The 14,155-nt window shown below is 70.3% G+C and carries 14 protein-coding genes and 2 pseudogenes; 13 read left to right on the top strand and 3 right to left on the bottom strand.

Going from position 1 to position 14,155, the window contains the following annotated elements; all coding sequences use genetic code 11:
* A pseudogene (locus A9X04_RS31295) lies at nucleotides 1-142 on the top strand (anthranilate phosphoribosyltransferase); the annotation flags it as partial.
* Here the strand turns inward: A9X04_RS31295 and A9X04_RS04510 are convergent.
* Nucleotides 80-1,933, bottom strand: a pseudogene (locus A9X04_RS04510) (DEDD exonuclease domain-containing protein); the annotation flags it as partial. The pseudogenes A9X04_RS31295 and A9X04_RS04510 overlap by 63 nt on opposite strands.
* Nucleotides 1,934-2,109: 176 nt before the next feature.
* On the opposite strand from A9X04_RS04510, the gene A9X04_RS04505 reads away from it, so the two are divergent.
* From A9X04_RS04505 to pimB, 4 genes are all read left to right on the top strand, one after another.
* A complete protein-coding gene (locus tag A9X04_RS04505; protein ID WP_067918143.1) occupies nucleotides 2,110-2,364 on the top strand; it encodes a hypothetical protein in 255 nt (84 codons plus the stop codon).
* A gap of 182 nt (nucleotides 2,365-2,546) precedes the next feature.
* Entirely contained in the window at nucleotides 2,547-3,698 is a 1,152-nt protein-coding gene (ripC, locus tag A9X04_RS04500) for a peptidoglycan hydrolase RipC (protein WP_067918142.1), read from the top strand.
* A gap of 43 nt (nucleotides 3,699-3,741) precedes the next feature.
* Complete coding sequence (locus A9X04_RS04495) at nucleotides 3,742-4,581, top strand: hypothetical protein (protein WP_067918140.1); 840 nt, start codon at nucleotides 3,742-3,744, stop codon at nucleotides 4,579-4,581.
* A gap of 48 nt (nucleotides 4,582-4,629) precedes the next feature.
* Nucleotides 4,630-5,787: a GDP-mannose-dependent alpha-(1-6)-phosphatidylinositol monomannoside mannosyltransferase gene (gene pimB / locus A9X04_RS04490; protein ID WP_067918139.1), complete on the top strand. Its 1,158-nt coding sequence runs from the start codon at nucleotides 4,630-4,632 to the stop codon at nucleotides 5,785-5,787.
* Between the two features lie 42 nt (nucleotides 5,788-5,829).
* Here the strand turns inward: pimB and A9X04_RS04485 are convergent, their stop codons facing one another.
* Entirely contained in the window at nucleotides 5,830-7,632 is a 1,803-nt protein-coding gene (locus A9X04_RS04485; protein WP_067918138.1) for a long-chain fatty acid--CoA ligase, read from the bottom strand.
* A 162-nt stretch (nucleotides 7,633-7,794) separates the two neighbouring features.
* Between A9X04_RS04485 and A9X04_RS04480 the strand changes: the two genes are divergently transcribed.
* From A9X04_RS04480 to A9X04_RS04460, 5 genes are all read left to right on the top strand, one after another.
* Nucleotides 7,795-8,184, top strand: coding sequence for a polyketide cyclase / dehydrase and lipid transport (locus A9X04_RS04480; protein ID WP_067918146.1), 390 nt, complete (start codon nucleotides 7,795-7,797; stop codon nucleotides 8,182-8,184).
* 114 nt (nucleotides 8,185-8,298) lie between these two features.
* Nucleotides 8,299-8,733: an SRPBCC family protein gene (locus A9X04_RS04475; protein ID WP_067918136.1), complete on the top strand. Its 435-nt coding sequence runs from the start codon at nucleotides 8,299-8,301 to the stop codon at nucleotides 8,731-8,733.
* A complete protein-coding gene (locus A9X04_RS04470; protein WP_197509046.1) occupies nucleotides 8,730-9,998 on the top strand; it encodes an ArsA family ATPase in 1,269 nt (422 codons plus the stop codon). Before A9X04_RS04475 ends, A9X04_RS04470 begins: the two co-directional genes overlap by 4 nt.
* Complete coding sequence (locus A9X04_RS04465) at nucleotides 9,995-10,387, top strand: hypothetical protein (RefSeq protein ID WP_067918132.1); 393 nt, start codon at nucleotides 9,995-9,997, stop codon at nucleotides 10,385-10,387. Before A9X04_RS04470 ends, A9X04_RS04465 begins: the two co-directional genes overlap by 4 nt.
* Nucleotides 10,388-10,471: 84 nt before the next feature.
* Nucleotides 10,472-11,209 (top strand): 1-acyl-sn-glycerol-3-phosphate acyltransferase, encoded by a 738-nt coding sequence (locus A9X04_RS04460; RefSeq protein ID WP_067918131.1) that lies wholly within the window; start codon nucleotides 10,472-10,474, stop codon nucleotides 11,207-11,209.
* 13 nt (nucleotides 11,210-11,222) lie between these two features.
* Here A9X04_RS04460 and A9X04_RS04455 read toward each other — a convergent pair whose 3' ends face one another.
* Nucleotides 11,223-12,518, bottom strand: a complete 1,296-nt coding sequence (locus A9X04_RS04455; RefSeq protein WP_156752052.1) for a glycosyltransferase 87 family protein — start codon at nucleotides 12,516-12,518, stop codon at nucleotides 11,223-11,225.
* A gap of 89 nt (nucleotides 12,519-12,607) precedes the next feature.
* Between A9X04_RS04455 and A9X04_RS04450 the strand changes: the two genes are divergently transcribed.
* From A9X04_RS04450 to A9X04_RS32200, 3 genes are all read left to right on the top strand, one after another.
* Nucleotides 12,608-13,492: a hypothetical protein gene (locus A9X04_RS04450; protein WP_067918129.1), complete on the top strand. Its 885-nt coding sequence runs from the start codon at nucleotides 12,608-12,610 to the stop codon at nucleotides 13,490-13,492.
* Nucleotides 13,493-13,501: 9 nt separating this feature from the next.
* Nucleotides 13,502-14,026, top strand: coding sequence for a polyadenylate-specific 3'-exoribonuclease AS (locus A9X04_RS04445; protein ID WP_067918127.1), 525 nt, complete (start codon nucleotides 13,502-13,504; stop codon nucleotides 14,024-14,026).
* Between the two features lie 60 nt (nucleotides 14,027-14,086).
* The coding region (locus A9X04_RS32200) for a hypothetical protein (protein WP_369828918.1) at nucleotides 14,087-14,155 on the top strand (69 nt) is incomplete at its 3' end.

The following is a 14,155-nucleotide window of genomic DNA, read 5'->3' as shown; positions in this document are numbered from 1 at the left end:
GGTCGCCCACGCCGGTCTATCCAGCCGCGCTGAATGGTTGCCGGCGTGGGAGGACGGGCTGCGGCGCGCCGGCGCGGCGATCGACTCCGGCGCGGCCGAAGATCTGCTCGCGCGATGGGTGCGGTTCGGCGAGCAGCTCTGAATCGTATTGCGCCGCTTGGGCCGAGGTCTGCTCGTAGGCCAACCGCGCCGAGCGCGCCGAGGCCGCCCACGATGCCCACGCGCCGGCTGAGCGCAGCGGTGATGCCCAGCCGGCGGCGTCGGGGGAGTCGTCGACCCGGACGATGCGCACCCCAGGACCGGCCAGCCAGCGCGCGATGAGCGCGGATTCCTCCACCAGCGCACCGCCCAGCGGGGCCGCGGTGGGCAGAATCGCCTGTGCCCCGGCCGCAATCGCGTCGACCACCGGCATCGGGGGCACCCCGCGCCTGGCGGCGCCGGCCGCGGCGAGCTGGCCGTGACGGACGATGGCGAGGTGATAGCCGCCCTGGCCGTCGGGCGCGGCGGCGATCAGCTCGGGCAGCGTGGCCAGCGCGCGCAACCGCTGGCCGCGCCACAGGATCTCGACGGCCGTGGCGGTGCGGTCACGCAGGCGCGCCGCGCTCTCGAAATGTCGCCGCTCGGCCAGCGCCGTGATCTGGTCCACGGCGCCGGACAGGGCGGCGTTGTCCATCCCGTCGATCAGCGCGGCGACGCGCGCCACGGCGGCGGCGTATTGCGTGGCCGTGACGGCGCGCGCCGCGGGGCAGGGTGAGATTTCCGCCTCCGCGCAGGCCGGGCCGTGCAGGACCGAACGTCCCAGCCGCGTCGTGCAGGTCCGCAGCCCGGTGTAGCGCGACAGCAGGGCGGCCGTGTCGGCGGCGTCGGCACGCGAGCGGAACGGGCCGATGGCCCGGTCGTGGCGGGGCGCTCGTACCACCGCCAGCCGCGGGAACGCCTCGTCGGTGAGCGCGACCCACCACCACCGGTGCGGGAACCGCGACCGGCGGTTGTAGGGCGGGGCGTGCGCGGCCAGCAGCCTCAGCTCGCGGACGCCGGCCTCCAGCGCGTGCGCGCACTCGACGTGGTCGACCGCGGTGGCCAGGTTGACCATCTCCTTCATCCGGCCGCGCGGGTCGGCGCCGGTGAAGTACTGGGCGACCCGGCGGCGCAGGTCGACGGCGGTGCCGACGTAGAGCACCTCGCCCGACGGCCCGCGAAACAGGTAAACACCCGGCCGCCGGGGCAGGCCCTCGGCGAGGACCCGCTTGCGCCGCTGCGCCGGGGTGACGTCCGGCAGGTAGGAGCGCAGGTCGGCGTAGGTGTGCACCCCCTGGTTGCCGACCCGCTCGATGAGCGCGTGCAGCACGTCCACGGTGGCGCGGGCATCGTCCAGCGCGCGGTGCGTGGGCTGGGTGGCGACCGCGAACAGCCGCGCCAGCGCGGCCAGCCGCACCGTCGGGGATTCCTCGCGGCTGAGCACCCGGCGGGCCAGCCGCACCGTGCACAGCACCTGTGGCCGGGGCCAGGGGATATCGCACCGCGCCGCGGCGGCGCGCAGAAATCCGATGTCGAACCCGGCGTTGTGGGCCACCAGCACCGTCCCCTGGTCCAAGCCGGCGAATTCGAGGAACATCGGCAACACCGCGTCGATGGTCGGGGCGTCGGACACCATCGCGGTGGTGATGCCGGTCAGCTGCACGATCTGGGGCGGGATGCTGCGCTTCGGGTCGACCAGTGTGGCGAACTCGCCGAGCACGGTGCCGCCGCGGACTTTGACCGCACCGATCTCGGTGATGGCGTCGGGGGTGCTGCCGCCGGTGCTCTTGGTGCGCCCGCCGGTGGTCTCGAGGTCGACCACCACGAAGGTCGTGTCGCGCAGCAAGACGTCGGGCGTTTCGAAGGACGACCCCAAGTCGGCGAAACTGAGCTGAGTCGCACCACCTGCACCCATGCCGCGACGGTAAGCGTGGCCACCGACACCCGCGCGGCTCCCACGCCGGGCGAACGCACGCCCGGGTGCGGGGGTTTCCGGTGGAAACGCGGTGCCGGCTGGTTGTCGGTGGCCGCGGTTACGGTTCGGACAGTCGACCTGACGTCGCCCAAGCCTGACCGAGAGGACCGATCCTGATGGCACGAAGCAGTGGACCCGACAGCAACGGCGCGACGGTGCCCGAAGCGGGGGCGCCGGTGGTGATCGACTGCGACGACTGCGCGGTCCGCGGGCCGGGCTGCCGCGACTGCGTCGTCAGCGTGCTACTCGGGGTCCCGGAGACTTTGTTGGAAGACGAATATGCTGCATTGGCGGTGCTTGCCGATGTGGGACTGGCACCGCGATTGCGGCTGGTGCCTATCCGCCGCGGACGCGATTCGGGCGTCGCCTAAGATGCTTTGCGTGCCAAAGGTTTACGAGGGGGTCGGCGTCGTTCACATGATAATGACAGAAATCTTGCCAATTTCTTAACCGCTCGCTTTGGACAAACGTCGATATCGTTTCGTAACCTACTTGAGACCTAAACCAGCTCGACGGCCCGCGGTCGTCGATGGCCGTTTAAGGAAGCAAAATCTTGAGGCTTGACTCTAGATACCCGTTTGCGCGTGTCTTCACACGAACTGCCATCGGGACGCTAGCGGGCTTCACGGTGTTATCCGGTGTCCTTGCCGCGCACGTGTCGGCCGACCCGGCCGACGACGCGCTGGCCAAACTCAACCAGTTGTCCCGCCAGGCCGAGCAGACCACCGAGGCGATGCACAGCGCGCAGCTCGACCTGAACGACAAATTGATGGCCCAGCGCGCGGCGGACAAGAAGCACGACGACGCCCAGGCCGCCGTCGATGCGGCCAAGGAGCGCTTGGCGTCCTACCAGGGCGCGGTCAACAAGCTCGCGGCCGCGACCTACATGGGCGGTCGCGTCGACGGCATGACGGCCATGTTGACCGCCGGATCGCCGCAAGGTCTGATCGACAAGCTGGCCATGCAGCGGCAGATGGCGACGCAGATGGCCGACCAGATGAAGAACTTCCGGGTCGCCAGCGAGCAGGCCGCCACCGCCGAGCGGGAGGCCGCCAAGTCCGCCGCCGACGCGAAGAGCGCCGCCGAGCAGGCGGCCGCGGTGCGGGCAAGCCTGCAGTCGAAGCAAAGTCAGCTGCAGGTGCAGATCGCGGTCGTCAAGTCGCAATACGTGTCCTTGTCGCCCGAGCAGCGCACCGCGCTCGCCGATCCCGGCTCCGTACCGGCCGGCCTCCCGGCACCCGGCGCGCCCGCGCCGGAGGCCGCGCCCCCGGGCGCACCGCCGCCGGCCGGGCAGGCACCCGGTGAGGCGCCGCCTCCCGGCGGAATGCCCGGGCCGTTCGGCGGCGGGGTCGGCGGCGGTGACCGCGCGACCGTCGTGCAGGCGGCGCTGACCCAGGTCGGCTCGCCCTATGTGTGGGGCGGTGCCGCGCCCGGCGGGTTCGACTGCTCCGGACTGGTGATGTGGGCGTTCCAGCAGGCCGGCATTTCGCTGCCGCACTCCAGCCAGGCGCAGGCCCAGGGCGGCCAACCGGTGGCCCTGTCGGACCTGCAGCCCGGCGACGTCATCACCTTCTACAACGACGCGTCGCACAGCGGCCTCTACGTCGGTGACGGCATGGTGATCCATTCCTCCACCTACGGCCAGCCCGTGCGCGTGGTGCCGATGAACGCGGCAGGCCCGATCCACGACGCCCGCCGCTACTAGAGGCCCCGGCCGGCGCCGCCGGCTCACGCTGCTGCTGGCCTGGGTGTTTGTCGTCGAGGTCGTCGTGGCGGCGGCCGTGCCGTTCGACGCGGCCGGCGACCGCGCCGCCCGTCCCGCGCAGCTGATCGTCCCGGCACACGGCCATGCCGGCGCCGCGACGAAGTCGCTGGTCGTCGGCGACCGCACAGTCCGGTTGCTCGGCCTCGGCGGCCCGGCCGGTGACCGGCTGCTGCCGCGGGTGGCGTCCGGCGTCGGCGTTGCAATCGGCGCGGTCGAGGCGTTCTGGGGCGTCGACTGGCCGCACGAGATCTCGGTGGTGGCGGCCGGCACGGACGAGGAGTTCCGCGCCGCCGCCGGTGGGGGACCGGCGGCGCAGTGGGCCGACATCGCGGCCGTGACGGTCGTCGACCGTGTCGACCCCGTGCACCGGATGGCCATCGGCCAGCGGATCGTCTTCGCGCCCGGTGCGGCCAACATGACCGCGGGTGCGCTACGAATCGTGTTGACGCACGAGCTTTTTCACTATGCCGCGCGCGTGGACACCGCCCCCGACGCGCCCCGGTGGCTGACCGAAGGCGTGGCCGATTTCGTCGCTCGGCCCCATACCCCGGTGCCCGCCGACGCGTTGCCGGTGCCGCTGACGCTGCCCTCGGACGCCGACCTGGACGCCCCGGGGCCGCAGCGCTCGCTGGCGTACGACCGTGCGTGGTGGTTCGCGCGCTTCGTCGCGGACACCTACGGGACGGCCAAGCTGCACGACCTGTATCTGGCCGTCTGCGGCGTGGGCCGCACCGACATGGCCTCCGCCGTCCACGCCGTCCTGGCCACCGACTCGCCCGGCCTGCTCGTGCGCTGGCATGACTGGCTGGCCCACTCGGGGTGAGGGGCGCCCTGCGACGGGCCCGGTGCACCGCCAGGCTAGCCTGGCGCAGTGAGTCGGGTCCTGCTGGTAACCAACGACTTTCCGCCCCGGCCGGGCGGCATCCAGTCCTATTTGAGCGACTTCGTCGGCCGGCTGGTCGACGCCCGGTTGCATTCGGTGACGGTGTACGCGCCGCAATGGAAGGGCGCCGACGCCTTCGACGAGGCGGCCGAGTCGGCCGGTTATCGGGTGGTCCGGCATCCGGGCACCTTGATGCTGCCCGGGCCGGCGGTGGACGCGCGGATGCGCCGGCTGATCGCCGAGTGCGATATCGACACCGTCTGGTTCGGTGCGGCCGCACCGTTGGCGCTGTTGGCGCAGCGCGCCCGCCATGCCGGGGCGGGCCGGGTGGTGGCCAGCACGCACGGCCATGAAGTGGGCTGGTCGATGCTTCCGGTCGCCCGGTCGGTGTTGCGCCGCATCGGTGACACCACCGACGTCGTCACGTTCGTCAGCCGCTACACCCGCGGCCGGTTCGCGCCGGCCTTCGGCCCGCACGCCTCGCTGGAATACCTGCCGCCCGGGGTGAACACCGACCGGTTCCGGCCCGACCCGGCGGCCGGCGCCGAACTGCGCGACCGCTATGGGCTGGGGGAGCGGCCCACGGTCGTGTGCGTGTCCCGGCTGGTCCCGCGCAAGGGCCAGGACATGCTGATCAAGGCCCTGCCCTCGATCCGGCAACGCGTCGACGGCGCCGCCCTGGTCATCGTCGGCGGCGGTCCCTACCTGGAATCGCTGCGCAAACTGGCCCGCGACTGCGGGGTGGCCGAGCACGTCACGTTCACCGGGGGAGTGCCGGCCGCCGAACTGCCAGCGCACCACGCGCTGGCGGACGTGTTCGCGATGCCCTGCCGAACCCGCGGCGCCGGGATGGACGTCGAGGGCTTGGGCATCGTCTTTCTGGAGGCGTCCGCTACCGGCAAGCCGGTGATCGCCGGCGACTCCGGCGGGGCCCCGGAAGCCGTGCAGCACAACAAGACTGGATTGGTGGTCGACGGGCGCTCGCTGAAGGCCGTCGCCGACGCAGTCGCCCAGTTGCTCGGCGATCCTGACCGGGCCGCGGCCATGGGCGCCGCCGGCCGCGAGTGGGTGCTGGCCCACTGGCGCTGGGACACGCTGGCCGCCCGGCTGGCCGAGCTTCTGCGCGGCGACGATGCGGGCCGTTGAGGCGGGCTGAGGAGTCGCGCGATCAGGCTTCTGCGCGGCGAGCTATTCCTTCTCGTAGATCCAGTCGATGTCGGAGGCGAACTTCTCGGCCACCACGTTGCGCTTGACCTTCATCGTCGGTGTCAGCTCACCGGTGTCCTCGGTGAAATCCACCGGCAGGATGCGGAATTTGCGGATGGACTCGGCGTGCGACACCGCCTGGTTGGCGTGCTTGACCGCCGCGTCCACCTCCGCGACCAGGTCCGGGTCGGTGACCAGGTCGGCCACCGACGCACCGGCCGCCTTGTGGTTGCGTTCCTTCCAGGCGCCGAAAGCCTCCGGATCGATCGTGATCAGCGCGCCGATGAACGGCTTGGCGTCGCCCACCACCATGGCCTGGCTGATCAGCGCGTGTGCCCGCAGCTGGTCCTCGAGCACGGCCGGGGCGACGTTCTTGCCGCCGGCGGTGACGATGATCTCCTTCTTGCGCCCGGTGATCTTGAGGAAGCCGTCCTCGTCGAGCGCGCCGAGGTCGCCGGTCTTGAACCAGCCGTCGGTGAACGCGTCGTCGGTGGCCTGCTCGTTGCGCCAGTAGCCGCTGAACACCACGCCGCCGCGCACCAGCAGCTCGCCGTCCTCGGCGATGCGCATGCTGTTGCCCGGCAACAACGTTCCGACCGTGCCGATCCTGACGTTGCCGACCTGGTTGACCGTGATGGCCGAGCTGGTCTCGGTCAGGCCGTAGCCCTCGTGGATGGTCAGGCCGACGCCCCGGTAGAAATGGCCCAGCCGCGCGCCCAGCGGGGCGCCGCCGGAGACCGACGCGTGGCATTCGCCGCCCAGCGCGGTGCGCAGCTTGTGGTACACGAGCCGATCGAACAACGCGTGCTTGGCGCGCAGCACCAGCCCCGGGCGGCCGCGGTCCTGGGCCTGGCTCCAGTCGACCGCGGTCTGCACGGCGGCCGCGAAGATCCGCCCCTTGCCGTCGTTGACCGCGTTCTGCTCGGCGGTGTTGTAGACCTTCTCGAACACCCGCGGCACCGACACCACCACGGTCGGCTTGAACACGGCGAACATCGGCAGCAGGTTCTTGATGTCGCTGGTGAACCCGACGGTCACCTTGTTGGCGAACGCCGAGAGCGTCAGCGAGCGCGCCAGCACGTGGGCCAGCGGCAGGAAGATCAACAGGCGCTGCCCTTCGTCCAGCAGCGTCGGCAGGCATTCCTTGGCGCCGCGGGTCTCGTACAGCAGGTTGGAGTGGGTGAGTTGGCAGCCCTTGGGTCGTCCGGTGGTCCCCGACGTGTAGATGAGCGTCGCCGGGTCGGCGGCGCGCAGCGCCTCCTGGCGGGCGGCGAGCTCGGCGGGCTCGACCGACGCCCCGGCCTCGTCGAGCTGGTCGAGCGCCTTGGGGCCCGAGCCGTCGATGTGCAGCACCCGGCGCAGGGCGGGCAGCTCGGTGGTGAGCTCGGTGACCATCGCGGCGTGGGCGTCGGTCTCGGCGAAGGCCAGCACCGCCTCGGAGTCCTGCAGCACCCAGCGCACCTGCTCGGCCGAGGACGTCTCGTAGATCGGTACGGTGACCGCCCCCACGGACAGGATCGCCAGGTCGATGATCGCCCACTCGTATCGGGTGGCCGAGAAGATCGACACCCGGTCGCCGGCCTGTACCCCGAGCGCGATCAGGCCCAGCGCCGCGGAGCGAACCTGGGCGGCGACCTCCGCGCAGGTGACGTCCGTCCACACGCCGTCGACCTGACGCCGGAAGATGACGAAGCTGGGGTCCTCGCGCTCGTGTTCGAAGACCATGGCCGCGATGTTGTCGTGCTCGCCGACGGAGAAGCGGGCGGGGACACTGTACTCACGCACTCTTGCTGACCTCGTTTTGGCTGGTGACGTTCCGGGGGACGGCTTGTTGTGGTCCAGCCTAATCCGCGCATTCGTGCAGGAACGGTGGCACTGTGCCGGCCGGGGCCGGAATCGGGCCCGCCCTCGGCGTGGCGGGCCCGATAGATATGTGAAGCTGAGGTGGTGAACAGCATCCAGATCGCGGACGAGACGTTCGTCGCCGCCGACGGCGCGCGGGTCGGTGCCGCGGTCGCCGACCCGTCGTGCTGGCGTCGCTGGTGGCCGGACCTGCGGTTGCGGGTCATCGAGGATCGCGCCGACAAGGGCATCCGCTGGGCGGTCACCGGCGCGCTGACCGGCACCATGGAAATCTGGCTGGAACCGTCGCTGGACGGGGTGGTGCTGCACTATTTCCTGCACGCCGAACCGACGGGCGTGGCGGCCTGGCAGCTGGCCAAGCTCAATCTGGCGAAAATGACACACCGCCGTCGGGTGGCGGGCAAGAAAATGGCCTTCGAGGTCAAGACGAGACTGGAACGGACACGTCCGGTGGGAGTTTCTCCGGTAGTTTAGCCGGGTCAGGTTTGCGGGGACTTTACCGTTTCGGACCGGAGGCCCGGGGGTTTGGACCCGCACGGCAGTTTTCCCTGCGGCGTCGACCGCCGGCGGGAGAGAGGGCAGCACCAGGTGGCGGAGAAGACGTCGCAGACCATCTACATCGACGCCGACCCGAGCACGGTGATGGGCGTCATCGCGGACATCGATTCCTACCCCCAGTGGATCTCGGAATACCGGGAGGCCGAGGTCCAGGAGACGGACGCCGACGGCTATCCGAAGGTTGCGCGGGTGGTGCTGGACGCCGCCGTCCTCAAGGACACGTTAGTCATGTCCTACCAGTGGCCCAAGGACCGGCGATCGGTCAGCTGGACGCTTGTCTCCAGCTCGCTGCTGCGTTCCCTGGAAGGCACATATCGATTGGCGCCCAAGGGATCCGGCACGGAGGTCACCTACGAGCTCTCGGTCGATCTCGCCGTCCCGATGATCGGTCTGCTCAAGCGCAAGGCCGAGCGCCGGCTGACCGACACCGCATTGAAGGATCTGAAGAAACGAGTCGAGGGCTGAGTGAGTCCGGCCAATCGCGGGCGCCCACCCCGGCCCGGATCAGTCTCTTCGTTGGCAAGGGCGGGGTAGGCAAGTCCACGCTGGCATGCGCCACGGCGGTCAGCGCCGCGAGCGCGGGGCAGCGGGTGCTGGTGGTGTCCACCGACCAGGCGCACTCGCTCGGGGACGTGCTCGGCGTTCCCGTTCCACCGAGTCAGGGTGAACTGGTCCGCGTCCTCGCCGATGACGCCCAGGCCGGCGGCGGATTTCTGGAAGCGCTGGCGTTGGACACGTTGGCCTTGCTCGAGGCCCGCTGGCACCACGTGGTGGACACACTCGATCGGCGCTTCACCGATTCCGAGTTGAGCACCATTGCGCCCCAGGAACTTTCGGCGTTACCGGGCGTTCAGGAGGTGCTCGGACTGCACGCCGTCGGCGAGCTGGCCGTGTCCGGGCGCTGGGATCGCGTCGTCGTCGACTGCGCATCGACCGCGGACGCGCTGCGGATGCTGACCCTGCCGGCCACCTTCGGCCTCTACGTCGAGCGGGCGTGGCCGCGTCATCGCCGGTTGTCGGTCAGCGCCGACGACGCGCGGTCGGCGGCGGTCGTGGAGCTGCTCGAGCGCGTCAGCGCCAGCGTCGAGGCGCTCAGCGCCCTGCTGACCGACGGCGAATTGGTCAGCGCGCATTTGGTGTTGACGCCCGAACGGGTGGTCGCGGCCGAGGCGGCCCGGACGCTGGGCTCGCTGGCGCTGATGGGCGTGCGCGTGGAGGAACTGATCGTCAACCAGGTGCTGGCCGAAGACGAGTCCTACGAATACCGAAACCTGCCGGAGCACCCCGCGTTCTACTGGTACGCCGAACGCATTTCCGAACAACGCGGCGTTCTCGACGAGCTCGACGCCACCATCGGTGAAGTGGCCCTGGTGATGACTCCGCACCTGTCCGGGGAACCGATCGGACCCAAGGCGCTGGGCGCTTTGCTCGACAGCGCGCGCCGCCGGGGCGGAACGGCGCCGCCGGGCCCGCTGCGGCCGACGGTGGACCTGGAATCCGGGACGGGACTTGGCTCCATTTACCGGATGCGGCTAGCGTTGCCACAACTCGATCCGTCGGGGCTGACGCTGGGCCGCGTCGACGACGACCTGATCATCAGCGCGGGCGGATTGCGGCGCAGGGTTCGGTTGGCGTCCGTACTCCGGCGGTGCACCGTCCTGGACGCGCACCTGCGGGGAACCGAGCTGACCGTACGTTTTCGACCAGACCCGGAGGTGTGGCCTAAGTGAGTGGGGCTCATCCCGAGATCGGTCCGGAGTTGCGCAGGCTCGCCCAGGCGATCCTGGACGGCATCGACCCGGCGATGCGGACGGCGGCCGCGCTGACCGCGGGACGGGGCGTCGGGACCGGCAAGTGTCAGCAGGTGTGGTGTCCGGTGTGTGCGCTGGCCGCGCTGGCGACCGGTGACCAGCACCCGCTGATCACCGTGATCGCCGACCACAGCATCGCGTTGCTCGAAGTCGTGCGTGCCATGCTCGACGACATCGACGGCGCGGCGAAACCGCCACCCGACGGTCCGCCCGGCGGTCCCCCCGGCGATGGCGGCCCCGAGACCCAGACACCGGACGCCGCGACCAGGACCCGCTATCAGCCCATCCCGGTCACCGTCGAGGAATGACCGCCCCGCGTCGAAGGTGGTCCATGGCGGACGCGATGGGTACAGTTGGCGCAGAACACCGGCGGGCGGGCGAGAGGGAGGGCCATGTGGTACTGGCTATTCAAGTACGTGCTCCTCGGCCCGCTGCTGTACTTGCTCGGTCGGCCAAAAGTTGAAGGCCTGGAACACATTCCGAGTTCCGGCCCGGCGATCCTGGCCAGCAATCACCTGGCGGTGATGGACAGCTTCTACCTGCCGCTGGTGGTGCGTCGCCGGATCACCTTCCTGGCGAAATCGGAATACTTCACCGGCACCGGCCTGAAGGGCTGGTTCCAGCGCTGGTTTTTCACCGCCGTGGGCCAGGTGCCGATCGACCGGACCGATGCCGACAGCGCCCAGGCGGCGCTGACCACCGCCGAACGGCTGCTGTCGGCGGGCAAGTTGCTGGGGATGTACCCCGAGGGCACCCGCTCGCCGGACGGCCGGCTGTACAAGGGCAAGACCGGCCTGGCGCGGCTGGCGCTGCACACCGGGGTGCCGGTGATCCCGGTGGCGATGATCGGCACGAACGTGGTCAACCCCCCGGGGACGAACATGCTGCGCTTTGGGCGGGTCACCGTGCGCTTCGGCAAGCCGATGGACTTCTCCCGCTTCGAAGGGCTGGCCGGCAACCGCTTCATCGAGCGGGCCGTCACCGACGAGGTGATCTACGAGCTGATGGGGCTTTCCGGCCAGGAATACGTGGACATCTACGCCGCCAGCCTGAAGGAGAACCGCAACGGTTCGAACGGTCAGGGTTCGACCAGCGAGGCCGCGCGGATCCCCGAAACCGCCGTCGGCTGATCGCCGGCGTCGACTAGCCGATCGCTGTCGCCGGCGTCAATTGCTGCGGCGCCGAATCCCGCGAGGCCTTGCGGGCGGTGACCGTCAGGCCCGCCGCGACGAGGACCGCGATCGCCCACCACACGTAGGACATCCCGGCGAGTTGGCGCCACCAGACGGCCGTCGTCTCGTGGTGCTTGGGCAGCAGGTCGATCGGCGACCATCTCATCAGCGCCACGCCCGCGGCGGCGACCACGGCCAGCGCCACGTTGCGGCGCCGCCAGGCCAGCACGGCCAGCACCACGACGGTGGGCAGCCCCCACACCCAGTGGTGTGACCACGAGACCGGGGAGACCACCAGCCCGAACAGGGCGACGCACACGACGGCCAGCACGGGCTCGCCGGCCCGCAGCACCCGGCGCATCGCCCACACCGTCAGGGCGAGCATGAGCAGCGAGGCCGCCACCCACAACACAAAGCGCTGCTGCTCACCCAGCCCGAGCCGGGCCAGCGACCCGGCGATGTTCTGATCGGTGTTCAGGGCCGCCTCGCCGATCCGATCGGTGTGCGCCAGGGTGTGCGTCCAGTACTCCCACGAATCGCTCCACGCCAGAACGAAACCCACCGCCGTCGCCCCCACGAAGGACGCCAGCGCCGTCAGCGCCGCGCGGTTGTCACGCCGCAGCAGGAAGTAGAGCAGGAACACCGCGGGCGTGAGTTTGAGCGCTATCCCCACACCGAGCAGCAGGCCTCGCGGCCACGGGGTGCGGCGCGGCAGGCAGTCGGCGATCACCAGCGTCATCAGCACGACGTTGATCTGGCCGAAGGCGAAGTTCGACGTGATCGGTTCCAGCCAGATCGTCGCCGCCACGGTGATGACGACGGCCAGCCACCAGCGGCGCAACCACGCCGGGCCGGGCAGCGCGGTGGAGGCGGCCCAGACATCCAGGCGGGTCAGCACGATCACCGTCGAGACGACCAGCAGCACCAACGTCAACGCCGTGATCGCGACGCTGGCGGCCGGCATGTGCAGCCAGGCGAACGGGCAGAACACGATCGCCGCCAGCGGAGGATAGGTGAACGGCAGGTTGAGCCCGATCGGTGTGTGGAACAACACATCGCCGTGGTACAGCGAATGCCCGTGCATCCAGGCCTGCGCGCCCATCTGATACACGTCGATGTCGATGCGATAGGGCGTGTGCCCGAACAGCTGCCAGGCCACGTAGCCCAGGCCCGCCGCCGCCAGCAGCCAAAGGCCGCACCACAACAGGACCTGGCCGGGGCCACGTCCGCCTGGGAAGCCCACGCCGGGCGCCCGCCATCTACTCATGTCGCACAACAGCGTAATCGGTGCGCGGGGGTGCACGCGGCCCAGCGCGGCTCACACGGGGTCGGCGCGCACAGGCGTACGTTTCAAGAGTGCTCCACTGGTTCGTGCCGCGGGTGACCCGGTGGTTCGCGCACGACATCCTCGACGGCGGCCGGTTACCCCTGCTGTGCTGCCTGGTGGCGTTCATCATGACCTTCTTCGTCACCCGGACGTTCGTGCGCTTCATCCGCCACCGCGCGGCCGCCGGTCGCCCGACCAGGTGGTGGCACCCGCGCAACGTGCACCTCGGCGGCGTGCACATCCACCACGTGACGTTCGGTGTGGTCCTGGTGTTGCTCTCCGGCCTGACCCTGGTCACCCTGTCCATCGACGGCCACGAGCCCGAATTCACTTTGTCGGCAATCTTTTTCGGAATCGGCGCCGCCCTGGTGCTCGACGAGTACGCGTTGATCCTGCACCTGTCCGACGTCTATTGGGAAGAGGACGGGCGCACCTCGGTGGACGCGGTGTTCGCCGCGGTGGGAGTCGCGGGCCTGTTGATCATGGGGCTGCACCCGCTGATGTTCTTCCTCCCGATCTGGGAAGGCGCCGGTTCGTGGCCGCTGCGGGCCGCGGTGGCCGGCGCTCTGGTGCTGACGCTGCCGCTGGCCGTGGTGGTGGTGCTCAAGGGCAAGGTGTGGACCGGTCTGCTCGGGATGTTCATCGTGGTCCTGCTGGTGATCGGCGCCGTCCGGTTGTCGCGGCCGCACGCGCCCTGGGCCCGCTGGCGCTACACCACCCAGCCGGAGAAGATGCGGCGTGCGCTGCAGCGGGAACGCAGGCTGCGTCGCCCGATCGTGCGGGCCAAGCTTTGGGTCCAGTGCGCGATCGCGGGCACCCCCGGCCTGCCCGACGAGCGCGCGGTCGACGCCCAACTCGACCACGACGTCCATGCCGCTCCGCCGCCTACGGAGCCCATCCTGATCAGCAGATAAGCTGCGCCGGTGCGGTACTTCTACGACACCGAATTCATCGAGGACGGCCGCACCATCGAGTTGATCTCCATCGGGGTGGTCGCCGAAGACGGCCGCGAATACTACGCGGTGTCCACCGAATTCGATCCGGAGCGCGCCGGGGCCTGGGTGCGCGCCAACGTGCTGCCCAAGCTGCCGTCGCCGGCGTCGCAGCTGTGGCGCTCGCGCAGGCAGATCCGCTTGGACCTGGAGGAATTCTTCGACGTCCGGGGCAGCGACCCCATCGAACTGTGGGCGTGGATCGGCGCCTACGACCACGTGGCGCTGTGCCAGCTGTGGGGCACCATGCCCGAGTTGCCGCGGGCGCTGCCCCGCTTCACCCGGGACCTGAGGCAATTGTGGGAGGACCGCGGGTCCCCGCCGATGCCGCCGCGGTCGCGCGATGCCCACGACGCGCTGGTCGACGCCCGCGACCAGCTGCGGCGTTTCCGGCTGATCACCTCGGCCGACGCAACCGGTTTCGGGAGCGATCGAAACGGGGGAGCGCCGGCCTGAGGCCGCCCGAACGACGTTCGCGCTGATCAGTCACCATCGCGCCCCGGTTACCATGGACCGATGAACTGGACCGTCGACATTCCGATCGACCAGCTGCCGTCGCTGCCGCCGTTGCCTGTTGACTTGCGG

This window comes from Mycobacterium sp. E3247 (assembly GCF_001667785.1).
Taxonomy (GTDB): domain Bacteria; phylum Actinomycetota; class Actinomycetes; order Mycobacteriales; family Mycobacteriaceae; genus Mycobacterium.
The sequence above is the reverse complement of the archived record's forward strand: the minus strand, read 5'-3'. Positions and strand labels throughout refer to the sequence as shown.

Bases quoted from the DNA above. Each gene is read 5' to 3' on its own strand.
- A9X04_RS04505 (WP_067918143.1), top strand. From the start codon at position 2,110: ATGGCACGAAGCAGTGGACCCGACAGCAACGGCGCGACGGTGCCCGAA.
- A9X04_RS04460 (WP_067918131.1), top strand. From the start codon at position 10,472: ATGTGGTACTGGCTATTCAAGTACGTGCTCCTCGGCCCGCTGCTGTAC.
- A9X04_RS04455 (WP_156752052.1), bottom strand. From the start codon at position 12,518: ATGAGTAGATGGCGGGCGCCCGGCGTGGGCTTCCCAGGCGGACGTGGC.